22 protein-coding genes are annotated in these 24,759 nt (G+C 62.0%); 9 read left to right on the top strand and 13 right to left on the bottom strand.

Going from position 1 to position 24,759, the window contains the following annotated elements; genetic code table 11:
* Positions 1-147 precede the first annotated feature (147 nt).
* Together JYP50_RS05860 and JYP50_RS05855 are read left to right on the top strand one after the other, a co-directional pair.
* On the top strand, positions 148-1,557 hold the full coding sequence (locus JYP50_RS05860; RefSeq protein WP_206559549.1) for a PLP-dependent aminotransferase family protein: 1,410 nt from the start codon (positions 148-150) through the stop codon (positions 1,555-1,557).
* A gap of 145 nt (positions 1,558-1,702) precedes the next feature.
* A complete protein-coding gene (locus JYP50_RS05855) occupies positions 1,703-1,915 on the top strand; it encodes a DUF2970 domain-containing protein (protein ID WP_206559548.1) in 213 nt (70 codons plus the stop codon).
* A gap of 81 nt (positions 1,916-1,996) precedes the next feature.
* Here the strand turns inward: JYP50_RS05855 and JYP50_RS05850 are convergent, their stop codons facing one another.
* The 13 genes from JYP50_RS05850 to JYP50_RS05790 all read right to left on the bottom strand — a co-directional run bounded on the left by JYP50_RS05850 (position 1,997) and on the right by JYP50_RS05790 (position 16,218).
* Positions 1,997-2,500, bottom strand: coding sequence for a hypothetical protein (locus JYP50_RS05850; protein WP_206559547.1), 504 nt, complete (start codon positions 2,498-2,500; stop codon positions 1,997-1,999).
* Positions 2,501-2,579: 79 nt separating this feature from the next.
* Positions 2,580-3,200 (bottom strand): SCO family protein, encoded by a 621-nt coding sequence (locus tag JYP50_RS05845; protein ID WP_206559546.1) that lies wholly within the window; start codon positions 3,198-3,200, stop codon positions 2,580-2,582.
* Positions 3,200-3,772: a c-type cytochrome gene (locus JYP50_RS05840; RefSeq protein ID WP_206559545.1), complete on the bottom strand. Its 573-nt coding sequence runs from the start codon at positions 3,770-3,772 to the stop codon at positions 3,200-3,202. Before JYP50_RS05840 ends, JYP50_RS05845 begins: the two co-directional genes overlap by 1 nt.
* Positions 3,773-3,782: 10 nt before the next feature.
* Positions 3,783-4,361 (bottom strand): cbb3-type cytochrome c oxidase subunit II, encoded by a 579-nt coding sequence (locus JYP50_RS05835; RefSeq protein WP_206559544.1) that lies wholly within the window; start codon positions 4,359-4,361, stop codon positions 3,783-3,785.
* 8 nt (positions 4,362-4,369) lie between these two features.
* Positions 4,370-6,007, bottom strand: a complete 1,638-nt coding sequence (locus tag JYP50_RS05830; RefSeq protein WP_241262867.1) for a cbb3-type cytochrome c oxidase subunit I — start codon at positions 6,005-6,007, stop codon at positions 4,370-4,372.
* A gap of 178 nt (positions 6,008-6,185) precedes the next feature.
* Positions 6,186-7,694, bottom strand: coding sequence for an MFS transporter (locus JYP50_RS05825; protein ID WP_206559542.1), 1,509 nt, complete (start codon positions 7,692-7,694; stop codon positions 6,186-6,188).
* A 128-nt stretch (positions 7,695-7,822) separates the two neighbouring features.
* Positions 7,823-8,881, bottom strand: a complete 1,059-nt coding sequence (locus tag JYP50_RS05820; RefSeq protein ID WP_206559541.1) for a DUF3137 domain-containing protein — start codon at positions 8,879-8,881, stop codon at positions 7,823-7,825.
* Positions 8,878-9,450 (bottom strand): LemA family protein, encoded by a 573-nt coding sequence (locus JYP50_RS05815; RefSeq protein WP_206559540.1) that lies wholly within the window; start codon positions 9,448-9,450, stop codon positions 8,878-8,880. The genes JYP50_RS05820 and JYP50_RS05815 overlap by 4 nt, the downstream gene beginning before the upstream one ends.
* 111 nt (positions 9,451-9,561) lie before the next feature.
* On the bottom strand, positions 9,562-10,650 hold the full coding sequence (locus JYP50_RS05810) for a DUF819 family protein (RefSeq protein WP_206559539.1): 1,089 nt from the start codon (positions 10,648-10,650) through the stop codon (positions 9,562-9,564).
* A gap of 41 nt (positions 10,651-10,691) precedes the next feature.
* Positions 10,692-12,902: a TonB-dependent receptor gene (locus JYP50_RS05805; RefSeq protein WP_206559538.1), complete on the bottom strand. Its 2,211-nt coding sequence runs from the start codon at positions 12,900-12,902 to the stop codon at positions 10,692-10,694.
* Positions 12,903-12,924: 22 nt separating this feature from the next.
* The gene (locus JYP50_RS05800; RefSeq protein WP_206559537.1) at positions 12,925-13,905 is read right to left on the bottom strand and encodes an enolase C-terminal domain-like protein; all 981 of its coding nucleotides are present in this window, start codon (positions 13,903-13,905) and stop codon (positions 12,925-12,927) included.
* 92 nt (positions 13,906-13,997) lie between these two features.
* Positions 13,998-14,675, bottom strand: a complete 678-nt coding sequence (locus JYP50_RS05795) for a helix-turn-helix domain-containing protein (RefSeq protein ID WP_206559536.1) — start codon at positions 14,673-14,675, stop codon at positions 13,998-14,000.
* Entirely contained in the window at positions 14,665-16,218 is a 1,554-nt protein-coding gene (locus JYP50_RS05790) for a serine hydrolase (RefSeq protein WP_206559535.1), read from the bottom strand. Before JYP50_RS05790 ends, JYP50_RS05795 begins: the two co-directional genes overlap by 11 nt.
* A 408-nt stretch (positions 16,219-16,626) precedes the next feature.
* Between JYP50_RS05790 and zigA the strand changes: the two genes are divergently transcribed.
* From zigA to JYP50_RS05760, 7 genes are all read left to right on the top strand, one after another.
* Positions 16,627-17,838 carry a zinc metallochaperone GTPase ZigA gene (gene zigA, locus JYP50_RS05785; RefSeq protein WP_206559534.1) on the top strand — a complete coding sequence of 404 codons (1,212 nt, stop codon included), beginning with the start codon at positions 16,627-16,629 and terminating at the stop codon, positions 17,836-17,838.
* The gene (locus JYP50_RS05780) at positions 17,835-18,515 is read left to right on the top strand and encodes a DUF1826 domain-containing protein (RefSeq protein WP_206559533.1); all 681 of its coding nucleotides are present in this window, start codon (positions 17,835-17,837) and stop codon (positions 18,513-18,515) included. Before zigA ends, JYP50_RS05780 begins: the two co-directional genes overlap by 4 nt.
* Positions 18,516-18,567: 52 nt before the next feature.
* Positions 18,568-19,707 carry a TonB-dependent receptor plug domain-containing protein gene (locus JYP50_RS22090; protein WP_347136731.1) on the top strand — a complete coding sequence of 380 codons (1,140 nt, stop codon included), beginning with the start codon at positions 18,568-18,570 and terminating at the stop codon, positions 19,705-19,707.
* 21 nt (positions 19,708-19,728) lie between these two features.
* Positions 19,729-21,018 carry a TonB-dependent receptor gene (locus JYP50_RS22085; protein ID WP_347136730.1) on the top strand — a complete coding sequence of 430 codons (1,290 nt, stop codon included), beginning with the start codon at positions 19,729-19,731 and terminating at the stop codon, positions 21,016-21,018.
* A 52-nt stretch (positions 21,019-21,070) separates the two neighbouring features.
* Positions 21,071-21,682, top strand: a complete 612-nt coding sequence (locus JYP50_RS05770; RefSeq protein WP_347136729.1) for a DUF2796 domain-containing protein — start codon at positions 21,071-21,073, stop codon at positions 21,680-21,682.
* 68 nt (positions 21,683-21,750) lie between these two features.
* The gene (locus JYP50_RS05765; protein ID WP_347136728.1) at positions 21,751-22,161 is read left to right on the top strand and encodes a MerC domain-containing protein; all 411 of its coding nucleotides are present in this window, start codon (positions 21,751-21,753) and stop codon (positions 22,159-22,161) included.
* Positions 22,162-22,393: 232 nt separating this feature from the next.
* Complete coding sequence (locus JYP50_RS05760) at positions 22,394-24,751, top strand: M1 family metallopeptidase (protein ID WP_206559530.1); 2,358 nt, start codon at positions 22,394-22,396, stop codon at positions 24,749-24,751.
* The last annotated feature ends 8 nt before the right edge of the window (positions 24,752-24,759 follow it).

Raw genomic sequence — 24,759 nt, 5'->3', positions numbered from 1 at the left:
GTCTGCGCACCGTCACAAGCCCCCCAGGCGATCAACCTGCTCCAAAGGCAAACAAACAGTTGCCAATCCCGGTTATAATTGCGTACCAGATAGGACCGAAACACGGCCTGCATTTCCACCCGGCAAGGGCAACTATCAGGGACTTCCATGAAACGCTACGAACAACTGGCCCAGGACATCGCCGATATGATCAAGACCGGCGTCCTGGCCGTAGGCGAGCGGGTACCATCGGTCCGACACGCCAGTAAAACCTACCGGGTCAGCCCTTCCACGGTGTACCAGGCCTATTACCTGCTGGAAAATCGCGGCATGATCCGCTCGAGACCGAGGTCGGGTTACTTCGTGTGCAGCCAGCCGCAACAAGCGGTCCCCAGGTCCAAAAGCTCGCCTCATACCCTGAAATTCACCGACGTCGACGTGAGCGAATTGGTATTCTCGGTTCTCGGCTCTCTTCGCGATCCCGATATCGTCCCCCTGGGGTCCGCCTTCCCGAACCCGACCCTGTTTCCCATGAGCCGTCTGGCCCGCTCCCTCGCCAACGCGACTCGAACAATGGACCTACATTCGGTGGTCGCCCACCTACCCGAAGGCAATCAGGACCTCCGCAGGCACCTGGTCCAGCGCTACGCCATCGCGAATGTCCAGGTGCCGCTTGAGGAAGTCGTTATTACCGATGGCGCCCTCGAGGCGCTAAACCTGTGTTTGCAGGCCATCGCAAAGCCCGGCGACCTTATCGCCATAGAGACGCCCGCTTTCTATGCCAGCCTGCAGGCACTGGAACGCTTGCAACTGAAAGCCATTGAGATCCCCGTTGACCCTCACGACGGCATCGACCTGCAAGTACTCGCCAAGGCATTGAAAAAGCACCCCATCAAGGCCTGCTGGTTTATGACCACCTTTCAGAACCCCATGGGCGCAACGCTAAGCGACGACAAAAAGCGGGAACTTGTGTCACTGCTTACCCGGCACCAGGTGCCGCTGATTGAAGACGATGTTTACAACGAACTGTACTATGGACGACAGCAGCCGAAACCTGCGAAGGCCTTCGACAGCGAGGGCTACGTGATGCACTGCAGCTCGTTCTCGAAGAGCCTGGCGCCCGGATACCGGGTCGGGTGGGTGGCGGCCGGCCGATTTTCGCGGCAAGTGGAGCGGCTCAAGCTGATGACCACGCTCTCTGCCTCCATCCCCGCCCAGCTGGCCGTGGCGGACTATCTGCAGTACGGCGGCTATGACCGCCACTTGAGAAAACTGCGACATACACTGGAAGTGCAGCAAAATCAGATGCGCACCGCGATAGACCACTACTTTCCGAAAGATACCCGCGTAACGCGGCCGGAGGGTGGATACTTCCTGTGGCTTGAACTACCGGAGAACGTCGACTCCCTGGAACTTTTCAACATGGCGCTGCAGGAGGAAATCAGCATCGCGCCAGGACCGATCTTCTCGGCAACCCGGACATTTCGCAACTGCATTAGACTGAACTACGGAAATCCCTGGGATGCCCGGATTGAACGGGCAATGAAAACGCTCGGCAAGCTCGCGAGTTCATTCTGATGCACAGTGCCTTTTCGCCGCCCGGCGAAAAGGCCCGCCGCCATCTGATACGGTAATATTTTCACCAACTGACCCTGCCCACTCCCCCCTGGATCAGCTAGCATCCGCGGAACATGAGCAAGTCCAGCGGGTAACAAAACCAGCCATGCAGAAGTCCTCCGATCAATCCGCGGTGAAACCTACCTTGCGGCAACTGGTGCAGAACATGCTGGCGGCCGGCCTCGGTGTGCAGTCACGACGTCACCGCGAAGCGGCTTTCCAGTCCACCAGCGCCACCCCTTTTATTATTGGCGGGCTCGTTTTCACGGCGGGCTTTGTCGGCACCCTGGCACTCATTGTCGCCATAGTCCTGCGCTGAATGATCACGGGGCAGGTACGCCGCCCTTCGCCGGCGGAACCTTTGCGACGGGGCAGTCGGCGTTGCGGGCGGCGGCGCTACCTACCGGCTTCGCCTGCCAGGCCCGGACGAACTGGCGAACCGCAACCGGCACCAGGCATGGCCTAGCCAGGCCATGCCGAGCAATACGGCGAAGCACACCAGATACAGGCCGGTTTGCGCCTGATCGTCAATAAGGTAGGCGCTGCAAAGGCGGGTGGGCAGGCTCTGGTAGAGAACCCCCGCATACACCAGCATCATCACGCTGTTCCAGACAAAGAACAGCTGGGCAACCAGCCCGGCCACAGGCATCGACACTGCCAGGGCAAACCCCGCCACTACCAGACAAACAGCTTTCAGCGCGTCCACCAGCAAGCTCTCGGTGGCGCTGTCCAGCGCGTTGGGGATCATCCAGGTCATCAGCATTGCGGCTGCAAGCGCCAGGCCGGGAATCCCCTCCCTGTTCCAGGGCAGCAGGCGCGCGTGAAAGCTCCTGGGCAACCCGTACGCAAGAGCCACACCGCCAACAACCAATAACGGGAACATGACCAGCATGTGGCGCGACATGCTCGATTCCAGCAATGTCCTCACGGCCGGCGTTATCAGTACAGCCGGTATGCTTATGCCCGCGAGAATGAGAATGAGCCTAGGCTTCATGCCGACGCCCTCGTGCGGCGCGCAGGGCCGCCAGTGGCTTCGCCAGATCAACAATGGCTTCCAGCTCCCCCCGGGCATTCACGATGTGATAGGCGCTGTTGTGTACAAACCCGCCACGCCCATCGTCGATCACCGTGACTCCGAAGCTTTCCAGCAAGACCGCAAGCTCCTGCCCATCCTGCGCCGCGGCGATCTGCCAGATATTGTCCCGGGCCCGCATGCGTTCACGGTAGTCGCGCAGCACCGCCGCGGTATCCGCCTGGGTATCAAAGCTGATACTGAGCAGCTTTACCCGCCCTTCCAGACCCTCATCCACGATCCGCTGCTGAAGCTGCCTGAAGTCATTTCCCAGGGTAATGCAGATACTCGTACAGCGGCTGTAGAAAAAACCGACAATACTGCGCGCGCCCTCATCGTGCAGCAGGTCCCGCAAGGACTGCCGCGCCCCATTGTCCATCCGCAAGCCGACATCAGGCACCGCCACGGGACGCTCGGAGACCGCAAGGCGGCGGGCCTGTTCGCTGGTCAGGACACGGAAGCCATCCGTCGCCCAGGCCAGCGTCCCGGTAGCGATACAAACAACAAGCAGGGAGGCCAGGGCGGTTCGCATCACCCATCTCCGAACAGGCTTTGCAACTCGCCTACAGACCAGGGCGTCGTGCGTTCTGACTGCGCCGCGCGCTCCGCGGTTACCGCCGATACATTGACCGCACCGGCGTCATTGCTCCAGGCGCCGCGAATATAGCTCGCCAGCGCGGCGATTTCCGCATCGCCCAGACTGTTGCCGAAGGGCGGCATCATGCCGTTATAGGTCACCCCCGCAACGCTGATCTCCCCCGACAGGCCGCGCAGCAGGATCTGCACCACCAGGCGTTCGTCGCCGGTCACCCACTCGGACCGGGCGAGGGGCGGAAAGACGCCGGGGATTCCCGCCCCCGAGGCCTGGTGACAGCTGGCGCAATTGTTATTGTAGAGCTGTTCGCCATCGGCCCCCGCCTCCGCCGCCACCGCGCTCGGCACAAAATCCAGTTGCCGCTGGTAGGGGCTGAACATTATGTAAGTGAAGCCCCAGCACACCAGGACAACCACCATCAGCTGCAAATATCGCGGTATCCCGCCATTCTGCTCGTGGGGCTCCGGCTTCTCCCGCCCCCTGGCGTCGTCATTCCTCGGGTCGATCATACTCTGTCACCTATTGTTGGGGCGCTGGATAGGTACGATCCAGCGCCAGTAGATAATTCACCAGATCCAGTGCTTCCGGCCTTGCAACGACGACACCTGTCCGAGGTGCGGCCCCCTCCGGCAGCGACACAAGACGCTCGCCTTCCCCGGCCTGTGCCTTGTGTTCGAAAAGAAACGGAAAGGCCGGCATGTTACTTCCCGGCACATAGGCGCGCGGCTGATACAGATGGCCAAGGTGCCAGTCGATGCTCGGTTGCCGCGAGCCGATATTGAACAGATCGGGGCCCGTTCGCATGGTGCCAAGCAACGGCGGCGCATCGTGTACATAGTCTTCCGGCACGGAAGGCCTGCCCCAGCCACGGGATCCATCAACGCCACTTTCGGTACCCCTGGGCTGCTGGCTGTGACAGGTCATGCATCCAAGATTGATATATTGCTGCCGGCCCCGAAGCTCGGATGCGCTGTAGGGCTGTAAGCCCTCGGGCGCCTTCAGTCGGTGCACCTCGGTATAGGGCAATACCACCATCGCCGAAGTCGCCAGGGCCATGGTGGTCAGGGCGCCTGCAATCAGTCTGTACGCGTTATCCATGTGGGCTCCTAAATCTCAGAGAGGGGAAGTGGCTTCACGGCACGCCGCCGCGACAGGCCCAGGCGCGCGCCAATCATCAGGCACAAGTGCCAGGCAAACACAAAATGCCCCAGAGTCATCAGCAATCCACCCAGCGAGCGGCCCTGCAGGTAGGGCCAGGTGACCGTCACCGAGTCAATAAAAGGACGTGACGCATCCAGCAAGGCCGTGCCCTGCAACCAGCCGCCGACGCTCAACAACATCAGGTACACCGCAAAACCGCCAACCACCAAATAGAAATGCAGCGATATCAACCGCGGCCTCGGCCACTCCACGTCCAGAACCCGCGGCATAATGAAATAGGCGGCGCCGAACAGCACCATCGCCACAAAGCCATACATGCCGAGGTGGGCGTGCGCCACGGTGAAGTGGGTGAAATGGGTGGTATTGTTGATAAAGCGCAGGGCCTGCATGGAGCCCTGCACCGAGGAAACGGTGTACATAACCGCCCCAAACAGCACAAAACGCAGTACCTGGGAGTGGGCCAGCGCGCCGAAGTGGCCGCGCATGGTCTGGTGTTGATTGACCGAGAACGCGATGACCGGTATCACCATCATGACGCTCTGCACGATTGAAAGCGTCACCAGCCAACTGGGCACGGGACCGCCAATCAGGTGGTGGGCGCCAACCTGCCCGTAAAAGAACGCCAGCGTCCAGAATCCCAGCAGGGACAGGTCATAGGAGCGGATGGGGCGACCGATGACCTTGGGCACCAGGTAATAGACCGCGGCCAGGGCCATGGGCGTGAAAAAGTAGCCCAGCACGTTGTGGCCGTACCACCAGTTCATCGTGGCGTACTCAATGCCGGTATGCAGGCCCGGCATTTTCGCCACCAGGTAGAGAATGGGAAACCAGAATAGCGCGGCGCCGATATACCAAACCGAAACGTAGAGGTGATCGACCCTGGCCCGGGGCAGCATCTTCAGCAACGGCACCCCGATCAATGCGCCCCCGATTGCAAACAGCACGCCGATTCGCCAGGGAATTTCCAGCCACTCCAGGGCCTCGTTACCGGAAGTGGCGATGTAAATCAGGCCGGCGGCCAGCCCGATATTCCACAGCACCGTGCCCAGATAGCTAAATCCAGCGCCGCGCAGAGGCGTGCGCAATAACCGTGGCAACATCCAGGTTGCCGTGGCCAGCGCGGCCATCGCTGTCCAGCCGTAGGCCACGGCATTCAGATGCACGATGCGGGTTCGGCCAAAGGTCAGCCAGGCTTCATTCACCAGCCAGTCCGGATGATGGAGCTTGATCGAGCTGATCAGGCCGAAAATGGACCCAACCAACAACCAGAATGTCGCGCTACCCCACAGCGCCAGGGCCACGCCGCGACTGGAACGATCGCCTTCGATGCGAACACTCATATCAGTCCGCGCATTGGGGTCGGCACCTGTACCGTCCGTCGCCGACAGGGAGTCTTGCAGGGCCCGTCGACCGGGCCTGTCTAGGGAGGGATCCTCCACCGTGCCGATCTCTCCCGGCTCGAAAATCACGTTTCCCCCGTCGGGCCTGGACTGTGTACCTCCCTTGCGCAGTGAAGCGATAAAAACGAAAAGACCCAGTATCGAGATGATGTAGGTACTGGCGAGAATAGCTGGAATACTCATAGAAAATTGCGTCGCTCGGATTCGATGGCGGCCAAACACTGGCCACCCCATGCCGAGGCGAAGAATAGGGTCGCCACCGCGAACAGAACAGATTCAGGTTTTGAATATTTAACCAGATCAGATGAAGAGAGGAGAAGCGGCGCCCCGATGGCCAGACGGCCCCTCGCCAGGCAGGACCCTACCGGCTTGCAGCCACCCGGCCGGTCGCCGGCGCGCGACGCAGCAACACAAAGCTGGCGCCCGCCGATATCAAGGCAATCACAGCTGCGGTTATATATAGCGATTCAAATCCCGCCCTGTAGCTGCGAATGGCGATCTCCGGATCAACCATTCCCCGGGCTTCCGGCGCGACAAAGCGACCGGTCACCGTGGCGCTGGTTATTTCGCGCGAAACGGCACACGCCTCACGCAAGCCGGAACAGAGCTGCGCGTGGAGCTCAACCTCGACACCCTCCGCCAACACGGCCGACAGGGCGGCATATCCAGCGAGCATGGCTACAAAGCGCGAAGTCGTACTCAAGCCCGAAGCCATGCCCCGTCTGGCGCCCGGCGCCGCTGCCATGATCGCTTTTTGTGTTTCCCCGTTAATCAGGCCGCCGCCCGCGCCGAGGACCGCCATCCCCGCGAAGACCGCCGGCAACGATGTCGCTGTTGCAAACCGGGCGAGAATCAGATTTCCCAGTGCAATAATCAACAGACCCAGGCAAAGAATGTGGTGCGACAGAAGCATCCCGGACAGCCTGCGCGCGGCGTATGGAAACAGGAACATGGACAACGCAAAGGGCAACACCGCCGTGCCGGACAAGTGGAACGGTACCCCCTGGCCAATCTGGAGGTAAAGCGGAAGCAGGGCCATCATCACCTGCGCGGCGGCGGAGTAACCGATCATCGCCACCACCGCACCGACAAAGGCCGGTGAACCAAACAGGCGAAGATCCATCATCGGCGCGCGAATCGCCCGTTCGGTGCGCGTAAAAAGCCACAATCCCAGTACACCGATCGCCGCGGCCAACAACGCTGTACTGCTCCACCCGGTGCGGGGTTGCTGGATGAGTAACCAGACCCAGGCGAACATGGAGACAAAGAAGAGCAGGCAACCGCGCCAGTCAAAGTCAGAGTACGCCCTCCGCCGCTCCACCGGGACCAGACGCTTTACCGCCAGAATCAGGCCAACACACAATGGAACAACCACCCGGAAGGCCCAGCGCCACCCCAGAGCGTGCCCCACGAGGGCGCTCAGGAGCGGCGCCAGAATCATCGACAGCCCCATCACCGCTCCCCAGGTTCCCCATGCCCTGGTAGCCTCGTCCGGAGCGAAAAAGGTATCGGCAATGGTCGCCAGCGCCGGGATCAATAGCAGTGCCGCGCCCGCTCCCTGCACGCCACGCATCAGGCACAAGGTGAAAATACTGGAGGCGAAACTACAGGCCAGCGCGCCGCCGCCAAATACCAGCAGCCCCGCCACAAGCAGCGAACGGCGGCCGACACGGTCAGCCAGCGCTCCCGCCGGCAACAGCAATGACGAAAATACCAAAAGAAAACTGCTCATGACCCACACCATTTGTGAGTCACCTTCCCCCATCTCCACCATGATTTGAGGCAGGACAATGGACACCAGGTTGGTATCCAGGATGGTGAGTCCGCAGATGGCGGATGTCGAAAGCAGTAAACCGCGCTGCCTGTTCATCGGCCTGTGCTGTTCCTCATCCGGTTCCGCGTATGAGTAAAAGCCTAGCGATGCCTAGGTGGCGAAAACAGACTCAGAACAGAATAAAAAGACAGGCACAGATTGGCGCCAGGTGGCCGATAAGGGCCTCATTGGCCGGCCAGGCGGTCCCCCGCAACATTCCTGGCCGCCAGGGAATCAAGTTTCAACTGGCGGATGATGCCGGTAATCATGGCCAGCTCCTGTTCCAGCAACGGCATTTTATCCAGGTCATAGGTGGACGCGTCAATATCGGCGCTATCCAGGAGGTCGCCGAAGTAGGACAACATGAACAGGGCCTTGTCGCCGCGGAACTCGCAGGTAATGCCCGAGCCCTTGGCCTGGGAGCGGAACAGGTCATCGAGGCCAATGATCCGCTCCATCATTGCCGGTGACAGGATATAGCGGGAGTACTGCTGGCTGGAGCCGTGAACTTCGTAACGATCCTCGAACTCCGGATTTTCCAGCGCTATCTTGTCGTAGGCCATCGGCGCCGCCAGCAGATTGCCGAGCTTGCCATAGTCCGCCCGGACCCTGGTATAGCCACCGAACTGGAATGGCATGGTAATCAGGAGGGCTCCGCCACGGTGAACGGTGGTAGTGGATTTACTCCCCTTGCGCTCGAGTTTCAGCTCACAAAACTCAAACCGAACGCCCTCCACTTCGCCCTGAATGTGGTCTTCACTGGTGGCGCGCGAGTACGAGGGCACAATATCAAACTTCTGGACGGCATCCAGGTCGATACAACCATCCCTGTTGTACTGGTAGTCGCCAAAGGCGCGCACCAGCACCGGCATCAGCTTTTCCTTGTACTGCCGGCTGTACTGAAGCTCAGGGTAGAATATCCAGACGGCGAAGCCACCGAGTACGAATAGGGAAAAAAACGTCGGCTCTCCCGACACCAGCGCAAGGAGGTCCAGCGCCACCGTCGGCAACCACAGTAACCAGCCGAGGCGCAGAGACCAGGTCTTGCGGCGATTCTTGCTGGCCAGTTTTTCCAGGCGAAACGTTTCCAAGGGCTCCAGCAGCGGCAATACATCGCGTTCGATGGTCTCCCGGAATTCCTCGGACAGGGCCGTGTTCCTCGCCTCGGGCTTTCGGTAGGCGGTCCCGTCGACAAGTTGCCCGATAGCCTCCTTCGCCTGAAAGAGGGACTGCAGGAAGCTCACGGCCTCAGGAAGTCATCGGCGTTAACCGGCGCGCGCTCCGCTTCCGCCACTTCAAAGAAGGGCATCGGCTCCAGTCCCATCAGCGCGGCAATCAGCGAGCCCGGGAAGATCTGGATGGCATCCCTGAAACGGCGTCCCGCGGCGTTGTAACTGCGCCTGGCCGCGGAAATATGCTCCTCGACATCCGCATATACCCGCTGGGCCTCCAGCATATTGGCGTGGGATTTCAAATCCGGGTAGTTTTCCACCGCCACCATCAATCCCGACAGCTTGTTCTCCAGCGCGGCCTCCAACTCAAACCGCTTCCCGGCGCCAGCGCTGCCACCTGCCTCCGCCGCTTTCATCACCTCGGTACGCAGCTGGGTAATTTCGCTGAGCAGGCTTTTTTCGTGCTCCATGAAACGGGCGGCGATTTTGAGGATGTTGGGAATCAGGTCAGTGCGCTTCTTCAACTGAACGTCAATTCCGGAGAAGGCTTCCTGGGCGGCGTTGCGGCGGGAAACAATGGCGGCATACCAGAAATACAGGAACAGCAAGATAACTACTGCAGCCACGACAAACCAATTCATAGCAACGCTCCTTGTAGCGCATGGACGGCGGCGCGCAGGTTATGGCTTTCGCCAAAACAGGTCAACCTTTAAGCTCAAAACGTCGCGAACTTCCGTTTCCTGTGGGCGACCCTAGCCTACCAGCGGCAACAACACCAGGATCAGGAAATTGGCCACCACGTAGCCGAGGACTCCGCACAACATGCCGGGGGCCACAAGGTGGTTCCAGCCGCGACTCGAAGCCACCGCCGCGGCGGTGGGCGGTCCGAGGATGCAGGCGTTGGATATAATGAGCAGGTCGGGCATGGACTGCCGGAACAGCCTGCCGATCAGAAAAAACAACAGCGCGTGCCCCGTGACAATAAACGCCGCCAGCCCGAGCACGCCGAGCATCAAGCCTCCCAGTGCGGACACCTGCGTGCTGGCGCCGATCACCGCGAAGAACAGGTACATTCCCGCCAAACCCAGACCCGGGGCAAGACTCAGCCGGCTGAAAAACCCGGGCCAGAGATTCGCGGCGGCCACCGCAATGCCGATCAGATACAGGTAAAACAGGCTCGACTGACCGCTGACGGCAACCAGGCCGTGGGCCGCGGCTACCGCCAGGACCGCAAACAGCACGCAATACAATAGCGAGAGCGGCACACCGAAAGCCGGCGCGGCCTTGTGGGCCGCGGATGCCGGCGCGGCGGCTTCGCTCTCGTCGGGCGCGGCGACAAACCCGCCATATATGGCGAGCAGCGCCAGGTAGCTGACACCCACTATGGCATCGGCCGCGAGCGCGGCGGCCACCAAATTCGGGGAGGACTCGGCCAGCGACTGGGACGCCGCCAGGAAATTGACCGAGCCGCCGATATAGGTGGCGACAAACACCGGCGCAATCGCCCTGAGTTCCGCGTCGTCACCGAGCGCCAGCATGGCGACCGCCCCCACCAGCAAAGTGGCTCCCGCCGCCAGCGCGAACATTGGCAGCAGGTGCCTGCTGGTCTGCCACAAACTGCGCAAATTGGCTTGCACCAACAGCAGCGCGATCGCGCCCGGCACCAGGTAGCCCATGACGCCCGCGCCCACCTGTGCTTCCACGCTCAACAACCCGAGATTGGACGCCAATAGGGACAGGATAATGATCACCACCGGCGCGGACAGGTAACGCCCCCAGCCCCGGCGGGACAGCCATTCGCCGGCCAGGCAAATCAATACCAGGCCGGCGATGGAAGCCAATGTGGCAGTAGTGATAGCTCTCTCCTCGCGCAGGTGCGCTGCTAGAACTGCGTGCTCAAGGTCAGGCCGATGGTCCGTGGGCGTATGGTGATAAACCGCTCCGGCGCGGAGGAGGACTCAGCCCCCGCATAGACCTTGCCGTCGCTATCGGCCGCGTTCTTCACGAACAGCGCGATTTCCGCCGGCGTGTTGGGTATCCGCAGTCCGGCGCGCAAATCCAGCACATGGTAGTCGCCGAAGCTGCGATTGACAGCCGCCGCGGTGTCAAAACGCGTGTCGCTCTCACCGGTGTAGCGATAGTCCATGCGCAAATAGGCATCGTCATACTGGAACAGCTCGAAACCGTAGCGCATGCCCGCGCTCACCTGCAGCGCCGGCACGCCCGGCGCGCGATCCCCTTTCTCCCAGTCGCTAAACATGACGTCTTCCTTCAGGCGGGCGTCGGTCAAACCCAGGCTGCCGTACACTTCCAGCGCGTCGGTGGCGGCGAAGCGGGATTCGAGTTCCAGGCCCATGCTGCGCGCGGATCCGGCGTTGGTACGGAAGGAGAACGAACAGCCCGGCAGCGACAGGGTCGTCTGCATGTCCTCCCAGTCGACATAGTAGACGCTGCCGTTCACTGTCAGGCGACGATCCATGAATTCGTTCTTGCTGCCGATCTCGTAGTTCCACACCGAGTCAGAGGCGAAGTCATCCGGGTTGGTCCCCTCCCCCAGCGCGGCGAGGTCCGCGGCACAGAGGTCGGTCGGCACGGTGGTGTTGACACCGCCAAGGCGGAAACCCTCGGCCACCTGGAGGTAGACCAGGCTGTCGTCATTGACCGCGTAGGACAGGTTGAATTTGGGCGTGACCCCATCTTCCTTCAGGCTGCCGTCGCTGCTATCGGCGCCGTTGTTGAAGACACCGGACGAGTAGGTGTCGTAGTCTTCCTCGAACTCGAAGTACCGCAGACCGATGGTGGCGGTCAGCGATGGCAGGAACTCGTAGCTGATTTCACCGAATACCGCGCGCTGCTCCTGCTCGATGTTCTGGGTGCCGTAGAAAGCCATGTCCGCGCCGGGCGCCCCGAGGGCGGTCGCCGGAACACCCAGGTAATCATCGATGCCGGGGACCGCGCCCAACTGGGTATAGTCGCGGGAACGATCCTGGTAGAACACACCCGCCACCCAGTTAAGCGGGCCTCCGCCGGCGGACGCCACCCGCAATTCCTGGGAGAAATCCTGTACCTCGGTGGTGTCCTCCAGCACCGCATCCGACTCGTAGCCCAGCGCCTGCGACAGCAGGTGTTCCAGGGAATTCCGGTTGACGGTTTCCTTGTCGAGGTAAGACGTCGACGAGGTGAGCGTGGCGCCGTCGAAGGCGTAGTTCAAAGTCAGGTTAAAGATATTGTTCTCGTCATCCAGGCCGTCGAAGGCCCGGGTGGCGAAGCTGTAGTCGCCGGTCTGCTCGGAGCGCGCGCCGGTTTCCAGCTGGTGCAGCATGTAGCTCAGGTTCAGGTCGAGGCGGTCGGTGATCTGCGCGCCCAGTTGCAGGCGGGCGCCTTCTGTAAGCTGGGTGTTAGCATTGTCCTTGCCGGTGGCGGTGTTGTCGAGGTAGCCATCGTAATCGCTGCGGTAGGCGACGGCACGCAGGGCCACGCGATCATCCACCAGCGGCAGGTTGATCGCGCCCTTCAGCCCGGAGTTGGCGCCCCCCTCCCTGGTATGGGAACCCGTCAGCTCGGCGGAACCTTCAAGCGTGTCGAAATTCGGTTTGTTGGTGATGATGCGAATCGTACCGCCCAGCGAACCGGAGCCGTACAGCGTGCCCTGGGGCCCCCGCAGCACTTCCACGCGCTGGATGTCGTAGAGGCCGAGGTCCGGATTGAAGCCGTTGATGGCAATGGGGGTTTCATCGATGTACACCCCCACGGTCTCTTTGTTCTGCGGCTCGTCATTGCGCACACCGCCGGTGGTAATGCCGCGAATGGCCAGGGTCGAAAGGCCGGGGCCCTGCTCCACCATGGTCAGGCTCGGTACCGAGCTGAAATAGTCGGCAAAACTGTCGGTGCCGGTTTCAGCCAGGTCCGCGCCGGACAGGGCGGCGATCGAAGCGGACACATCCTGCATGCCCTGGCTGCGTTTCTGGGCCGTTACCACGACCTCCTCCAACTGCGCCGCCACTACAGCCTGGGCGGCGATGCCCAGGCCGGATGCGGTGGCCAGCGCCAACAATGTCTTGCGCGATGACAGGGATGCTTTGTGAATTGCCATTATGAACTCTCCCAACGAGGCCTCAGCCCCAGACCGATGAATTGAACAGGTGGAGCCGGGCTCCGTCGTGATGCACATAATCGTCGCCCTGGCGACGGGCGATCAGCGGCACGTCGAGGTCCACGACCTCGCAGCGCGTGCCCAGAATGTAGGCCGGCGCCATGGCGATGCCCGAACCGAGCATGCAGCCCACCATGCAACGGAAACCCGCCGCGTCGGCGGCTTCCGCCAGGGCCAGGGCCTCGGTCAGCCCGCCGGTTTTGTCCAGCTTGATATTGACGTAGGCGAAGCGTCCGGCCAGACGCGGCAAATCGCCGCGATCGTGACAGGATTCATCCGCGCACAACGGCACGGGGCCGGTGTAGCCATCCAGTTCCGCATCCTGCTCCGGTGGCAGCGGCTGCTCGATCATAAACACGCCCAGCTCTTGCAGGCGCGGCGCGTATTCGTTCAGTTGCGCCAGATTCCAGCCGCAGTTCACATCCACGAACAGCGGCATATCCGGCAGCTCGGCGCGTACCGCGGCCACGCAGTCCAGGTCGTGCTCGCCACCGAGCTTGAGCTTGATGCAGGAAGCTTCGCGCAAGTCGGCGGCCCGGGCGGCCATGTCCCGCGGCGTGTCGATACCGAGTGAGACGTCCGACTCCAGGGTCTCCCGGGGCGGCAGGCCCGCCACTTCCCAGGCACTGACACCGCGGCGCTTGGCCTCGAGATCCCACAGGGCACAATCGAGCGCGTTGCGCGCCGAGGACGGTGGCATCAGGGTCTGCAGCGCGGCGCGATCGATCTCGCCGACTTCGATCGCGGGAGTCACCGCCGCGATGTCCGCCAGCGTGCTGTCCGCGGTCTGCTTGTAGATACTCATGGGGCAGCACTGGCCCCGCCCCGTGTAATCGCCATCGGACACTTCCACATCGATGACGTCGAGCCCGGTCAGGGTACCGAAGGTCACACGGAAGGGTTGATTGAGTTCGATAAAGCGCCGGCTGGCGGTCAGTTTCACCAGGGAATCTCCTGTCGGCTGATAGCTATGACGACAGGAGTTTGCATTTATTGCAATTTTTTGTCAAATATTGCTTTTACTGCAAATTATGGCTATTCCTCTAACGCGTCCCACTGTTCGGAAGTAAAGAAGCGGGTCTCGAAAGTCCCGGGGTCGCCACTGGCCAGGTACACGGTGAAAACGCGGGCGGGCAGGCCATTGGCGGCCACCGTGGAATGCCAGACGCTGCCATCCATAAACAGCGCGTCGCCGGTTTCCAGCAGCTGCGGACAGCGGCCCTGCGCATAGATGATCAGGTCACCCTCTATCACGTAGAGGGTTTTCTCGCCGGGGTGCTTGACGAACTCCGAGTCCCAGATGGAAACCGGATCGATCTCGAAATAGATAGTCTCCAGCCGGCTGTCCTTGAGCTCCTGGAACAAGTGAAACTGGTGCACCTCGCCGGCGCTGGTCGGATGGCGAAGGCGGCGCCGGTCGATCACCAGCCGCGCCTCGCCGCCACGGGCGACCGTCTCGGGAGCGTCGCGCGATTCGCCGCTGAAAAACGTTTCCGGCGGCACGCCGAGCGCCGCGGCCAGGGCCTGGATTTTCTCAACATTGAGCGACAGCCGCGTATTCTCAATGCGCGACAGCGAGGACACGGAGATTCCCGTCTTCGCCGACAGCGCCTCCAGCGTCAGCTTGCGCTCCTTGCGCAGCTCCCGCAGGCGATCCCCCACGCGATCCCCGGCCGGCCCGCCGGCGTTATCCACCGGGATTTCAGGAGGCATCGGCGGGCACCTTTTCCAGGTCCAGGTCGTGAAAGTCAAAGGACGGGTCGGTATGTGAGGACTCTGCCTCCATTGCCGCCCCCACCACGTCGCCAGCACCGTTGACTCGAAACATTACGTAGGCATCCGCGCGCAGTCCCCGGTTCGCCCAACGGGCAATAAATCGATCGCCGTCCACGGGCTCGAGTACGCCGGTGAGATCCGCGGAGCCGAGATCCATGTGCAGCGCCCCGTCGACCACCCTGACATCGACATCACCAAACCAGGCATCGGTATACCGGCCCGCGTAGCGCGCCAGCGGCAGGGCCGGCCGCGGCGCCGCGGCCGATTCAACCCCGGCGTCTTCGCCCACCACCGCCTCGCCAGCGCCCGCGGGGCCCTGTGCGAGCGCGGCGATAATGTCCCGCGGCTGCTCGGTAAAGGCCTGCTCGGCAATCTGCATGGCAACGGCCCGGGCGGCACCGGAGCTGCGATTGGTCATAACCATCACACCGAGCCCGGCCTCGGGATACAGGCTAAGGTAGCTCACCATGCCCGGCAGGCCGCCGCCGTGCTGCGCGTTGAGCGTGCCATAGCTGTCGCTCACGAACCAACCCAGGCCATAGGCGCTAAAGCTGCTGCCGCCATAGGTCCGCAGATGGGGCGCGACCGGTATTGGCGTCACCGGACGCCACAACTCCTCGACGCTATCGCGGCTCAGCACGTCGGCGGCGTCGGCGCCCGACACCCCCAAGTTGAAGCGCACCCACCGCGCCATGCCCGAGGCATTACAAAATATACCACCGGCCGCCTCGGTCACTGGCGGCAGCGGGAAATCCACCACGCTCAATTTCCCGTCGGCCAGATCGTGCGCCGCGGCACGCTCGGCGCCGTCGGGTACACGCTCGACACTGGGTTCACAATCCGACATGCCCAGCGGTTCCAGCAAGTGCCGCGCCACGTAGTCTCCCCAGCTCAGGCCGGACAGTCGCTCCAGCAGATCTCCGGCGACCACGTAGAGCAGGTTGTCGTAGGCGAATTCGGTGCGAAAGCTGCTGGCGGCGGGAAAGTTCGCCAGCGCGCGGTAAATCGCCTCACGGTTGGCTTTTTCCTCGCTGAGTATCACCAGGTCGCCCGCGTAGGGCGGCAGGCCCGAGCGATGAGTGACCAGGTCCCGGACCTGGAACTGCCGTGTCACCCAGGGATCATTCATGCGGAACTCGGGCAGGTGATCCACCACCCGGTCGTCCCAGGACAGCTTTCCCTGTTCCACCAACTGCGCCAGCGCCGCGGTAGTAAAGGCCTTGGAGATCGAGCCGATACCGAACAGGGTCTGCGCGCCCACCTCCCCCGCCTGGTCGTATACCCGCCTGCCGTAGCCCCGGGTCATGGCGGGTTGCGACGGCTGGATGACGGCAACCGCCATGCCCGGCACACCGAAATCCTCCAGGGCCTGCTCGGCGATGAGGTCCACCTGTGCCGGTGTCAACGGCGCCGGCGGGCGAGCCGCCACCGGCAGGCTGGCCGCGGTGACGGCGAGAAAGATCAGCAGGGAGCGCTTCACGGTTTTTTTCCTCTCCAGTTTTTTAGATGGCGTGCTCCGGCATTATCTTGCATTTTTTGCAAGTTTTAAATCCCCCGGTCGAACTGGAGCAAAACCCCGCACGCGGGACCGCGCGCACAAAAAACCGGCCCGGAGGCCGGAGCCGGGTAAACCGCCCCCAGGGCCGCCTCCCCGACCCCGACCCCGCCCCCGACCCCGACCCCGACCCCGACCCCGCCCCAATATCGTGGCGAACACTACGCGCCAACACACAACGCTTGCCCGGTTCCCACAAGCCATATATGATATGTTGTAACATTTCTTGCTTTGGGCGACCGGTATCCGTCGGGCCTGCCCGCATGTCATTGCACCGCACCACCAACGACCACCCCTGGGTTTAGGCCAAGCGGGAAGAGAGGGAATAGCACTATGGCGAACGCCGCTCAAAAACTACCGGTCACCGTCCTGTCCGGCTTTCTCGGCGCGGGCAAAACCACGGTACTGAGTCATGTGCTGAACAACCGGGAAGGCCGTCGGGTGGCGGTCATCGTCAACGATATGAGCGAAATCAATATCGACGCCAGCGCCGTGCAAAACGAAGTACAACTGAACCGCAGCGAAGAAAAACTGGTGGAGATGAGCAACGGCTGTATCTGCTGCACCCTGCGGGAGGATCTGCTGCTGGAGGTGCGCCGGCTGGCCGGCGAGGGGCGCTTTGACTACCTGCTGATCGAATCCACCGGTATTTCCGAACCCCTGCCGGTGGCGGAAACCTTTACCTTTGCCGACGAAGACGGGGGTAGCCTGTCCGATGTAGCCACGCTTGACACCATGGTCACCGTGGTGGATGCGTTGAATTTTCTTGGCGATTACGACGAGGCGAAATTTCTCCAGGAAACCGGCGAACACCTTGGCGAAGAAGACGAACGCAGCGTGGCCGACCTGCTGGTGGACCAGGTGGAGTTCGCCGACGTCATCCTGGTCAGCAAAACCGACCTGGTGGACGAGGCCACACTGCATCGCCTCATCGCCGTGCTCAAAACCCTGAATACCGAGGCGGCCATCGTGCCCATCCAACAGGGACAGGTGGCTATCGACCAGGTGCTGGGTACCGGGAAATTCAGCTTCGAGCGGGCCCAGCAGGCCCCGGGATGGCTCAAGGAAATGCGCGGCGAACACGTGCCGGAAACCGAGGAGTACGGCATCGGCAGCTTTACCTACACCGCCCGGCGGCCGTTTCACCCCCAGAAATTCTATGACTTCCTGCACGGCAGGGACATCCAGGGCAAGCTCATTCGCTCCAAGGGCTATTTCTGGCTGGCCAGCCGCCCGGAATTCGCCGGGCAGTGGAGCCAGGCCGGCGGCATGGCGCGCCATGGCTTCGCCGGCATGTTCTGGAAAGCCGTGCCCAAAGCGCGCTGGCCGGAAGATGAAGACTACCTGGCGGCCATTCGGTCAAATTGGCAGGAGCCCTTTGGGGACATGCGCCAGGAACTGGTGTTTATTGGCCAAAACCTGGACCGGGACCAGTTCGTGCGCGCGCTGGACAATTGCCTGCTGAGCGAGGATGAACTGCTGGCCGGGCGTGAATACTGGCAGGGCCTACCCGATCCCTTCCCGGCGTGGGGGAGTGAAGCATGACCGCCACCGCGCCGACAACCGTGCCGACAATCGTGCCGACAATCGTGCCGAACACGGTACACGCCGGGGTTGGCGACGATCCCGATGCCCTGGCGGGGATCTATCGGGACGAGGTCAATCTGGCGGTCTGGCAGCGCCAACCCGACCCGTCCCTGGCGGCGGAGGCCCGGTGGCTGCTTGCGGACCAGGGGTTCAACGGCCTCAAGCTGACACTGCCCACTGCCCGACTGGCGTCATTCGACCGGTTCCTTCCCGGGCTGGAGAGCTGCCCGCGACTCAGGGCTGATCTTCACTTGCTGTCGGACATGTTCAGCTGTCTGTTCGATCTCCAGTGCGTCGGCCTGCGCCTGGGCGCGCTGACCAGCGCCATGTGCCCGAAATTCCATGTTGACCGGGTGACCTGTCGACTGATTTGCACCTACACCGGCGCGGGCACCGAGTGGTTGCCAAACCACAGTGTGGACCGCGGCAAACTCGGCGTCGCCAGTGGCGGCCTGGATGATGCTGCAAGTGGCCTGTACCCCTCGCCCCGCGCCATTCAACAACTGGCGGCCGGGGATGTGGCGCTGCTCAAGGGTGAAGCCTGGCAAGGCAACGAGGGCGCCGGCCTGGTGCACCGCTCCCCCGCGGTCGAGACCGGCCAACCGCGACTCCTGCTCACCCTCGATGCCATGTGAATCGCACGGTGGATATCTTCGACTTTACACAACACGCAATAAGGACCCATTGATGAAACGCGCAGCGAGCCTTCTTACACTACTGACCTGCTCCGGCCTGGCCAACGCCCTGTCGGGGCAGGTCACCGACACAACCGGCCGGGCCATTGGCGGCGCCACGGTTAGTGTCGTCGGCTCACGGGAAGTCGGCCGCAGCAATCCCGAAGGCCGCTTTAACCTGGACACCGGCACCTCGGAGGCGGTTGAACTTCACATCACCGCGCCCGGCTACAGTCACAAGGCCCTGCGCCTGGAACCGGGGCAGCGGGAAGCCCTGTCCATTGTGCTGGCGGCATCGGCTATCGAGAACATCGATGTTATCGGCACACCGCTGCACACCTCGACCATGGAGTCGGCACAGCCGGTAACGGTGGTGGCTGGCGAAGATTTACGTCGCAAGCAGGCCCCGACCCTCGGGGAGACCCTGAAGAACGAGGTCGGGGTGCACTCCAGCTACTTCGGGCCGGTGGCCAGCAGCCCGATTATCCGCGGCCTGAACGGCCCCAGGGTACTGATCACCCAGAACGGCCTGGATGCGAGCGACGCCTCCCGGGTGGGTCCCGACCATTTTGTGGCCACCGAGGCCACCACCGCCCGGCAGATCGAAATCCTGCGCGGGCCGGCCACCCTGCTTTACGGCTCGGGCGCCATCGGAGGTGTTGTCAATATCGTGGATGATCGGGTGCCCTCCTCGAGTGAAAGCCGGGGCGCATTCCTGCTTGAGCGCGACACCGTTAACGACGGCGATCAGGCTGCTCTGGAATACAACGGCGGGAGCGATCGGCTCGCCCTTCATATCGATGGCTTCTGGCGCGATGGCGATGACTACGAGATTCCCGGCGCCGCGGAGGCCGAAGCCGCTCACGGTGACGACCATGATCATGAGGATGAAGAGCACGGGACGTCTGAAGACGGGGTGTTGAGCGACAGCGCCGCGGAAGGCAAGGGCCTCAACCTCGGCGCCAGCTGGCTACTGGACAACGGCTACGTCGGCCTGTCTTACGGGCGCCTGGAGCAGGAGTACGGCATTCCCGGCCATAGTCACGGCCATGAGGAAGAACACGGGGAGGATCTTCACGACGAGGATCACGGTGAAGAAGAGCACCATGACGACGACAGGCATGAAGCCGAGGGCCAGGGGGTCTATGCGTAATTAAAGCAGGACCGCTGGCAAATGATCAGTGAGTTGGCAATCGACAATGCCTGGCTGAGTGGCCTGAACACCCGCCTCGGCTATACCGACTACGAACACACCGAAATCGAAAATGGCGAGGCCGGCACCACCTTCAGCAACGAAACCATCCAGGCCCGTGTCGACCTGCTGCTGCAGGATATGGCCGGTTGGCGAGGAGCACTGTCCCTGGAGGCGGAAACCACCGATTTCGCGGCGACGGGCGAAGAGGCCTTCACCCCGCCCAGCACCACCGACAGTTTTGCCGTGGCGCTGATGGGCGAGAAACACCTCGGCGATTTTTTGTGGCAACTGGGGGCGCGTGTCGAGCGAGTCACCATCGACGCGGACCCCATTGAATGGGAAGAACACCACCATGGGGAGGAGGAAGAAGGCGGGGACCACGAGCACTCCCTGCTGCACTTCGACGAGATGGAATTCACGCCGCTCAGCCTCTCCGCGGGGATGGTCTGGGATTTTGCCGAACAATACAACGCCGGCATTTCACTGAGCCACGCCCAGCGAGCCCCCAGCGCCGCCGAACTGTTTTCCTTCGGCCCCCACATTGGCAGCGGCGCTTTTGAAGTGGGCGCGCTTTTTTTCCTGCACGCCTCGGATGACCCGCATTTCCACTACATCGACAACGTGGAAGAGGAGGTCTCCAACAATATCGACCTGACCCTGCGCAAGCATTCCGGCGATATCGGCTGGGTGGTCAATCTGTTCTACAACCAGATTGACGATTACTACTACGAGCGCAATACCGGCCTGGACAGCGAAGACATCCTGGGGCACGACCACGGGGACGGTGAAGCCGAGGAACACGGGCATGATCACCGTGCGCTACCGGTCTATGTTTTTGAGCAAGTGGACGCCACGTTCTACGGTCTTGAGACCCAGCTCGGCTGGCAGATCGCCGCACCGTTCACCCTCAACCTGTGGGGTGACAGCGTGCGCGGCAAACTGGATGAGGGCGGCAACCTGCCGCGAATTCCGCCGGTGCGGATCGGTACTGAGCTGATCTACCAGAGCAAGGGCTGGGAAGTGGAGCTGGCAGTCGCCCACCATTTCGAGCAGGACGAAGTGGCGGATCTGGAGACCACCACGGATGCCTACACCCTGGTCGACGCGGAGCTGGCCTACACCTTCAGCGGCGATCTCGGCGGCATGACGGTTTACCTCAAAGGCATGAACCTGACCGATGAGGAAGCGCGGGTGCACACGTCTTTCCTGAAGGACCAGGCGCCACTTCCCGGCCGCGGCTTCCGCTTTGGCTTGCGCGGGACGTTCTAGCCGTTCGCGCCGTGAGGACTGGACCATGTCGCCCTTCATACTACTGATACCCGTGACGTTGGGTATCGCGGCGGACGCGGGTATCGCCGCTGCCCAGGGCCGCCATGGAGACCGCGCGAAGACCCCGGTACCGACAATGTCCGCCGCTGTCAGCCAGGAAGCCCATGCCCATGGCAGCGCCGGGTTGTTGGTGGCTCTCGAGGGAGAGCAACTGGAAATCGAGTTGCTCTCCCCGGCGGTCAACCTCCTGGGATTTGAAGGCGCGGCCAGCAGCCCCGAGCAGCAAAGCGCAATCCTCAATGCGAGGGACAAACTACAGGACACCAAAAAACTCTTTCAGACCGGCGCGGCACAGTGCCGGCTGAAGGGGCACCATGTGGATTTCGGCGAATCGATCACAGGCAGCGAGGTAGACAGGGGAAATCGCGCCGCCGAAGAAAACGGCGGCAAACACCATGACCAGCACCACCAGGCCCGGCCGCACAGCGATATCCGCGCAAGCTACCGCTACCGTTGCGAACGGCCGCAGGAGCTGGATTCGATGTGGATCCAACTCCAGGGCCGCTTCCCCGGCATCCAGTCATTGCAGGTGCAATGGATAGTGAACGGTCGACAGGGCATGGCAACACTGGACGATGCCCGGACCCACCTTGTCTTCAAGTGACCCCCCATGAGCAGAGCCACCACCGCTCCGAGCCGTGCAAAGGAAAACGGCCATTACAAGGAGACCATGTGATTTCCCTTCCTCTGAACGTCGACAAGGCGGCCATCGGACTTTCGCTGGTCTGCGCCATTCACTGCCTGCTGCTTCCTATCGCAGTGATCATGTTGCCCGCCCTGGCCGGCACCGCCGTTGGCGACGAGCGCTTCCACCAGTGGATGCTACTGGCGGTGATCCCCTCCAGCCTGTTCGCCCTGACCTTGGGGTGCCGGCGGCACCGCCATCTGAGTGTGTTGATACCCGGCTTGCCGGGGCTTGCCTTGCTTACCCTGGCGGTACTCTTTGGCCACGACCTGCTGGGAGAAGCCGGAGAGAAGATCGCCTCGCTGTCAGGGGCGTCACTGGTCGCCATCAGCCACCTGCGGAACCATGCCCTGTGCGGAAGCGCGCAGTGCGACGACTGCGATACCGGCGACCCATAGCACAGTGCAGCCAACTGCCCTTTACAGAGAGCGGTCGCCGTATCAGGTGATCGGCGACCCGGAGAATCTTCCCCGCTGTAAAAGAGCGCGTAGCCCATGAAACACGAATTTGACGCCAATACCCAGCGTCGAGGGAGATTTTCTTGAGGTGCGAACGACCCCCTACGTCTTATACATATAACAGATAAGCGCTATGTCACTTATTCCAGATTCTTTTTAAAAAGGTCCACACATGCACCCGACACGAACCGCCCTAGGGCTTCTGGCACTGCTCGCCTTCAGCATCAGCCCCACCCTCCATGCCACCGACAGGCAAAGCGGGCCGGAAAAGTTCGCCCAACTCGACTACCTGCTGGACACCCCGACCGAGACCCGCCTGGCGTCCGGCGCGCCGGGGCCGGTCTACTGGCAGCAGCGCGCCGACTACGACATCGAAGTGACCATTGACGACCGCGCCCAGCGCCTGATCGGCCGCGAGACCATCACCTACCACAACCAGAGCCCGCACAGCCTGCGCTATATCTGGCTGCAGCTCGACCAGAACCGCTTCCGGCCCGACTCGGATGACATGCTGACCAAGACCGCGCCGGACTTCGAGCAATTCCCCTACAAGACCCTGGCCAACCTGCTGACACGCCAGGATTTTGAGGGCGGCGTGGACCTGAAAGCCATAGAGGACGCCAACGGCAAGGCCCTAAACTACACCGTCAACAAGACCATGCTGCGTATCGATCTGGCCGAAGCCCTGGCGCCCGGCGAGCAATTCCGCTTCTCCGTGGCCTGGGAGCACAACATCATCGACGCCACGGCGGTCGGCGCCCGCGGCGGCTACGAGTACTTCGAGGCGGATGAGAACTACCTCTACGAAATCGCCCAGTGGTACCCCCGCGTGGCGGCCTATACCGACTACCAGGGCTGGCAAAACAAGCAGTTCCTCGGCAATGGCGAGTTCACCCTGGAACTGGGCACCTTCGAGGTGGCCATAACCGTGCCGGCCGACCATATCGTGGCCGCCACCGGCGTGCTGCAAAACCCCGGCGACGTTCTGAGCCGCAAACAGCGCCAGCGCTACGAAAAGGCCCAGACCTCCACCGAGCAACGTTTTATCGTGACGCCAGAGGAAGCAAAGCAAAACGAGAGCAGCCGCGCCTCGGTGAAAAAAACCTGGCGCTTCCGCGCCGAGAATGTGCGCGACTTCGCCTTCGCCAGCTCGCGCAAGTTCATCTGGGACGCGCGAATGGCAAAGAGCGGCTCCCGCGACGTGCTCGCCATGTCCTTCTACCCCAACGAAGCCGAACCCCTGTGGAGCCAGTATTCCACGCCCGCGGTTGCCCACACCATCGACGTCTACAGCCGCTTTACCTTCGAGTACCCCTATCCGGTGTCCATCTCGGTGAACGGACCGGTGGGCGGCATGGAGTACCCGATGATCACCTTCAACAAACCGCGCCCCTATAAAGACGGCACCTACTGGGATGTCAGGCAGAAGCCCGACGACAAGACCTGGGAGCGCAGCAAATACGGCCTGATTTCCGTCATCATCCATGAGGTGGGACACAACTACTTCCCGATGATCGTCAACTCCGACGAGCGCCAGTGGACCTGGATGGACGAGGGCTTGAACACCTTCCTGCAGTTCGTGACCGAGCAGGCCTGGGAGGAGGAATACCCGTCCCGCCGCGGCGAACCCGAAAAGATCGTGGAGTATATGATCAGCGCACCGCAGGTGCCGATCATGACCAACTCCGAATCCATTTACCAGTTTGGCAGCAACGCCTACGCCAAGCCCGCCACGGCACTGAACATCTTGCGCGAATCCATTATGGGACGGGAGCTGTTCGATCACGCTTTCCGCGAGTACGCCACCCGCTGGAAGTTCAAGCGCCCCACGCCGGCTGATTTCTTCCGCAGCATGGAAGACGCCTCCGCGGTGGATTTGGACTGGTTCTGGCGCGGCTGGTTCTACGGCACCGAGTATGTGGACGTAGCCGTGGACAATATCGCCCTGTACCAGCTCGACACCGGCAATCCCGAGGTGGAAAAAGCCTGGCAGAAAACGCAGAAGGACGAACGGGAACCCACTCTCGGCCAGCAGCGCAACGCGGAGGCTGAAACCCTGCTGCAACGCTACCCCCAGCTGCGGGACTTCTACACCGAGAGCGACGAATTCTCCGTGACACCCTGGGACTATGCCCAATACGAGCAGCTGCAACAGTCCCTCACGGACCGTGAGAAGGCCCTGCTGAGCGTCGACAAGAACTTCTACGCGGTGACCTTCCGCAACATCGGCGGCCTGGTAACCCCCCTGCCCCTGCGCATTACCTATGGCGACGGCGAAGTGGAAGAGCTGCAGATTCCCGCGGAAATCTGGCGCCGCAATGCGAACGAGGTCACCAAGCTGTTTATTACCGACAGGGAAATCACCGGCATTGAATTCGACCCCTATCGCAGTACCGCCGACGCCGACACGGCCAATAACGCCTGGCCGCGCAAGCCCGAAACCAGCCGCTTCAAGCTGTTCAAGGAGAAGGAAGAACCGAACCCGATGCGCCGGGATGAGCAGGAGAAGTGGGAACAGCCCATTTATTGAGAATTTGC

This window comes from Parahaliea mediterranea, from assembly GCF_017255185.1.
GTDB lineage: Bacteria > Pseudomonadota > Gammaproteobacteria > Pseudomonadales > Halieaceae > JAFKCZ01.
Note: the sequence above shows the minus strand (reverse complement) of the source record. Positions and strands in the feature narration are given on the sequence as shown.

Excerpts from the sequence above, each read along its gene's own strand:
- JYP50_RS05845 (WP_206559546.1), bottom strand. The coding sequence starts at position 3,200 with ATGCGAACCGCCCTGGCCTCCCTGCTTGTTGTTTGTATCGCTACCGGG.
- JYP50_RS05795 (WP_206559536.1), bottom strand. The coding sequence starts at position 14,675 with ATGCCTCCTGAAATCCCGGTGGATAACGCCGGCGGGCCGGCCGGGGAT.
- JYP50_RS05835 (WP_206559544.1), bottom strand. The coding sequence starts at position 4,361 with ATGGATAACGCGTACAGACTGATTGCAGGCGCCCTGACCACCATGGCC.
- JYP50_RS05840 (WP_206559545.1), bottom strand. The coding sequence starts at position 3,772 with ATGATCGACCCGAGGAATGACGACGCCAGGGGGCGGGAGAAGCCGGAG.
- JYP50_RS05825 (WP_206559542.1), bottom strand. The coding sequence starts at position 7,694 with ATGAACAGGCAGCGCGGTTTACTGCTTTCGACATCCGCCATCTGCGGA.
- JYP50_RS22085 (WP_347136730.1), top strand. The coding sequence starts at position 19,729 with ATGATCAGTGAGTTGGCAATCGACAATGCCTGGCTGAGTGGCCTGAAC.
- JYP50_RS05850 (WP_206559547.1), bottom strand. The coding sequence starts at position 2,500 with ATGTCGCGCCACATGCTGGTCATGTTCCCGTTATTGGTTGTTGGCGGT.
- JYP50_RS05860 (WP_206559549.1), top strand. The coding sequence starts at position 148 with ATGAAACGCTACGAACAACTGGCCCAGGACATCGCCGATATGATCAAG.
- JYP50_RS22090 (WP_347136731.1), top strand. The coding sequence starts at position 18,568 with ATGAAACGCGCAGCGAGCCTTCTTACACTACTGACCTGCTCCGGCCTG.
- JYP50_RS05780 (WP_206559533.1), top strand. The coding sequence starts at position 17,835 with ATGACCGCCACCGCGCCGACAACCGTGCCGACAATCGTGCCGACAATC.
- zigA (WP_206559534.1), top strand. The coding sequence starts at position 16,627 with ATGGCGAACGCCGCTCAAAAACTACCGGTCACCGTCCTGTCCGGCTTT.
- JYP50_RS05760 (WP_206559530.1), top strand. The coding sequence starts at position 22,394 with ATGCACCCGACACGAACCGCCCTAGGGCTTCTGGCACTGCTCGCCTTC.
- JYP50_RS05815 (WP_206559540.1), bottom strand. The coding sequence starts at position 9,450 with ATGAATTGGTTTGTCGTGGCTGCAGTAGTTATCTTGCTGTTCCTGTAT.
- JYP50_RS05830 (WP_241262867.1), bottom strand. The coding sequence starts at position 6,007 with ATGAGTATTCCAGCTATTCTCGCCAGTACCTACATCATCTCGATACTG.
- JYP50_RS05805 (WP_206559538.1), bottom strand. The coding sequence starts at position 12,902 with ATGGCAATTCACAAAGCATCCCTGTCATCGCGCAAGACATTGTTGGCG.
- JYP50_RS05855 (WP_206559548.1), top strand. The coding sequence starts at position 1,703 with ATGCAGAAGTCCTCCGATCAATCCGCGGTGAAACCTACCTTGCGGCAA.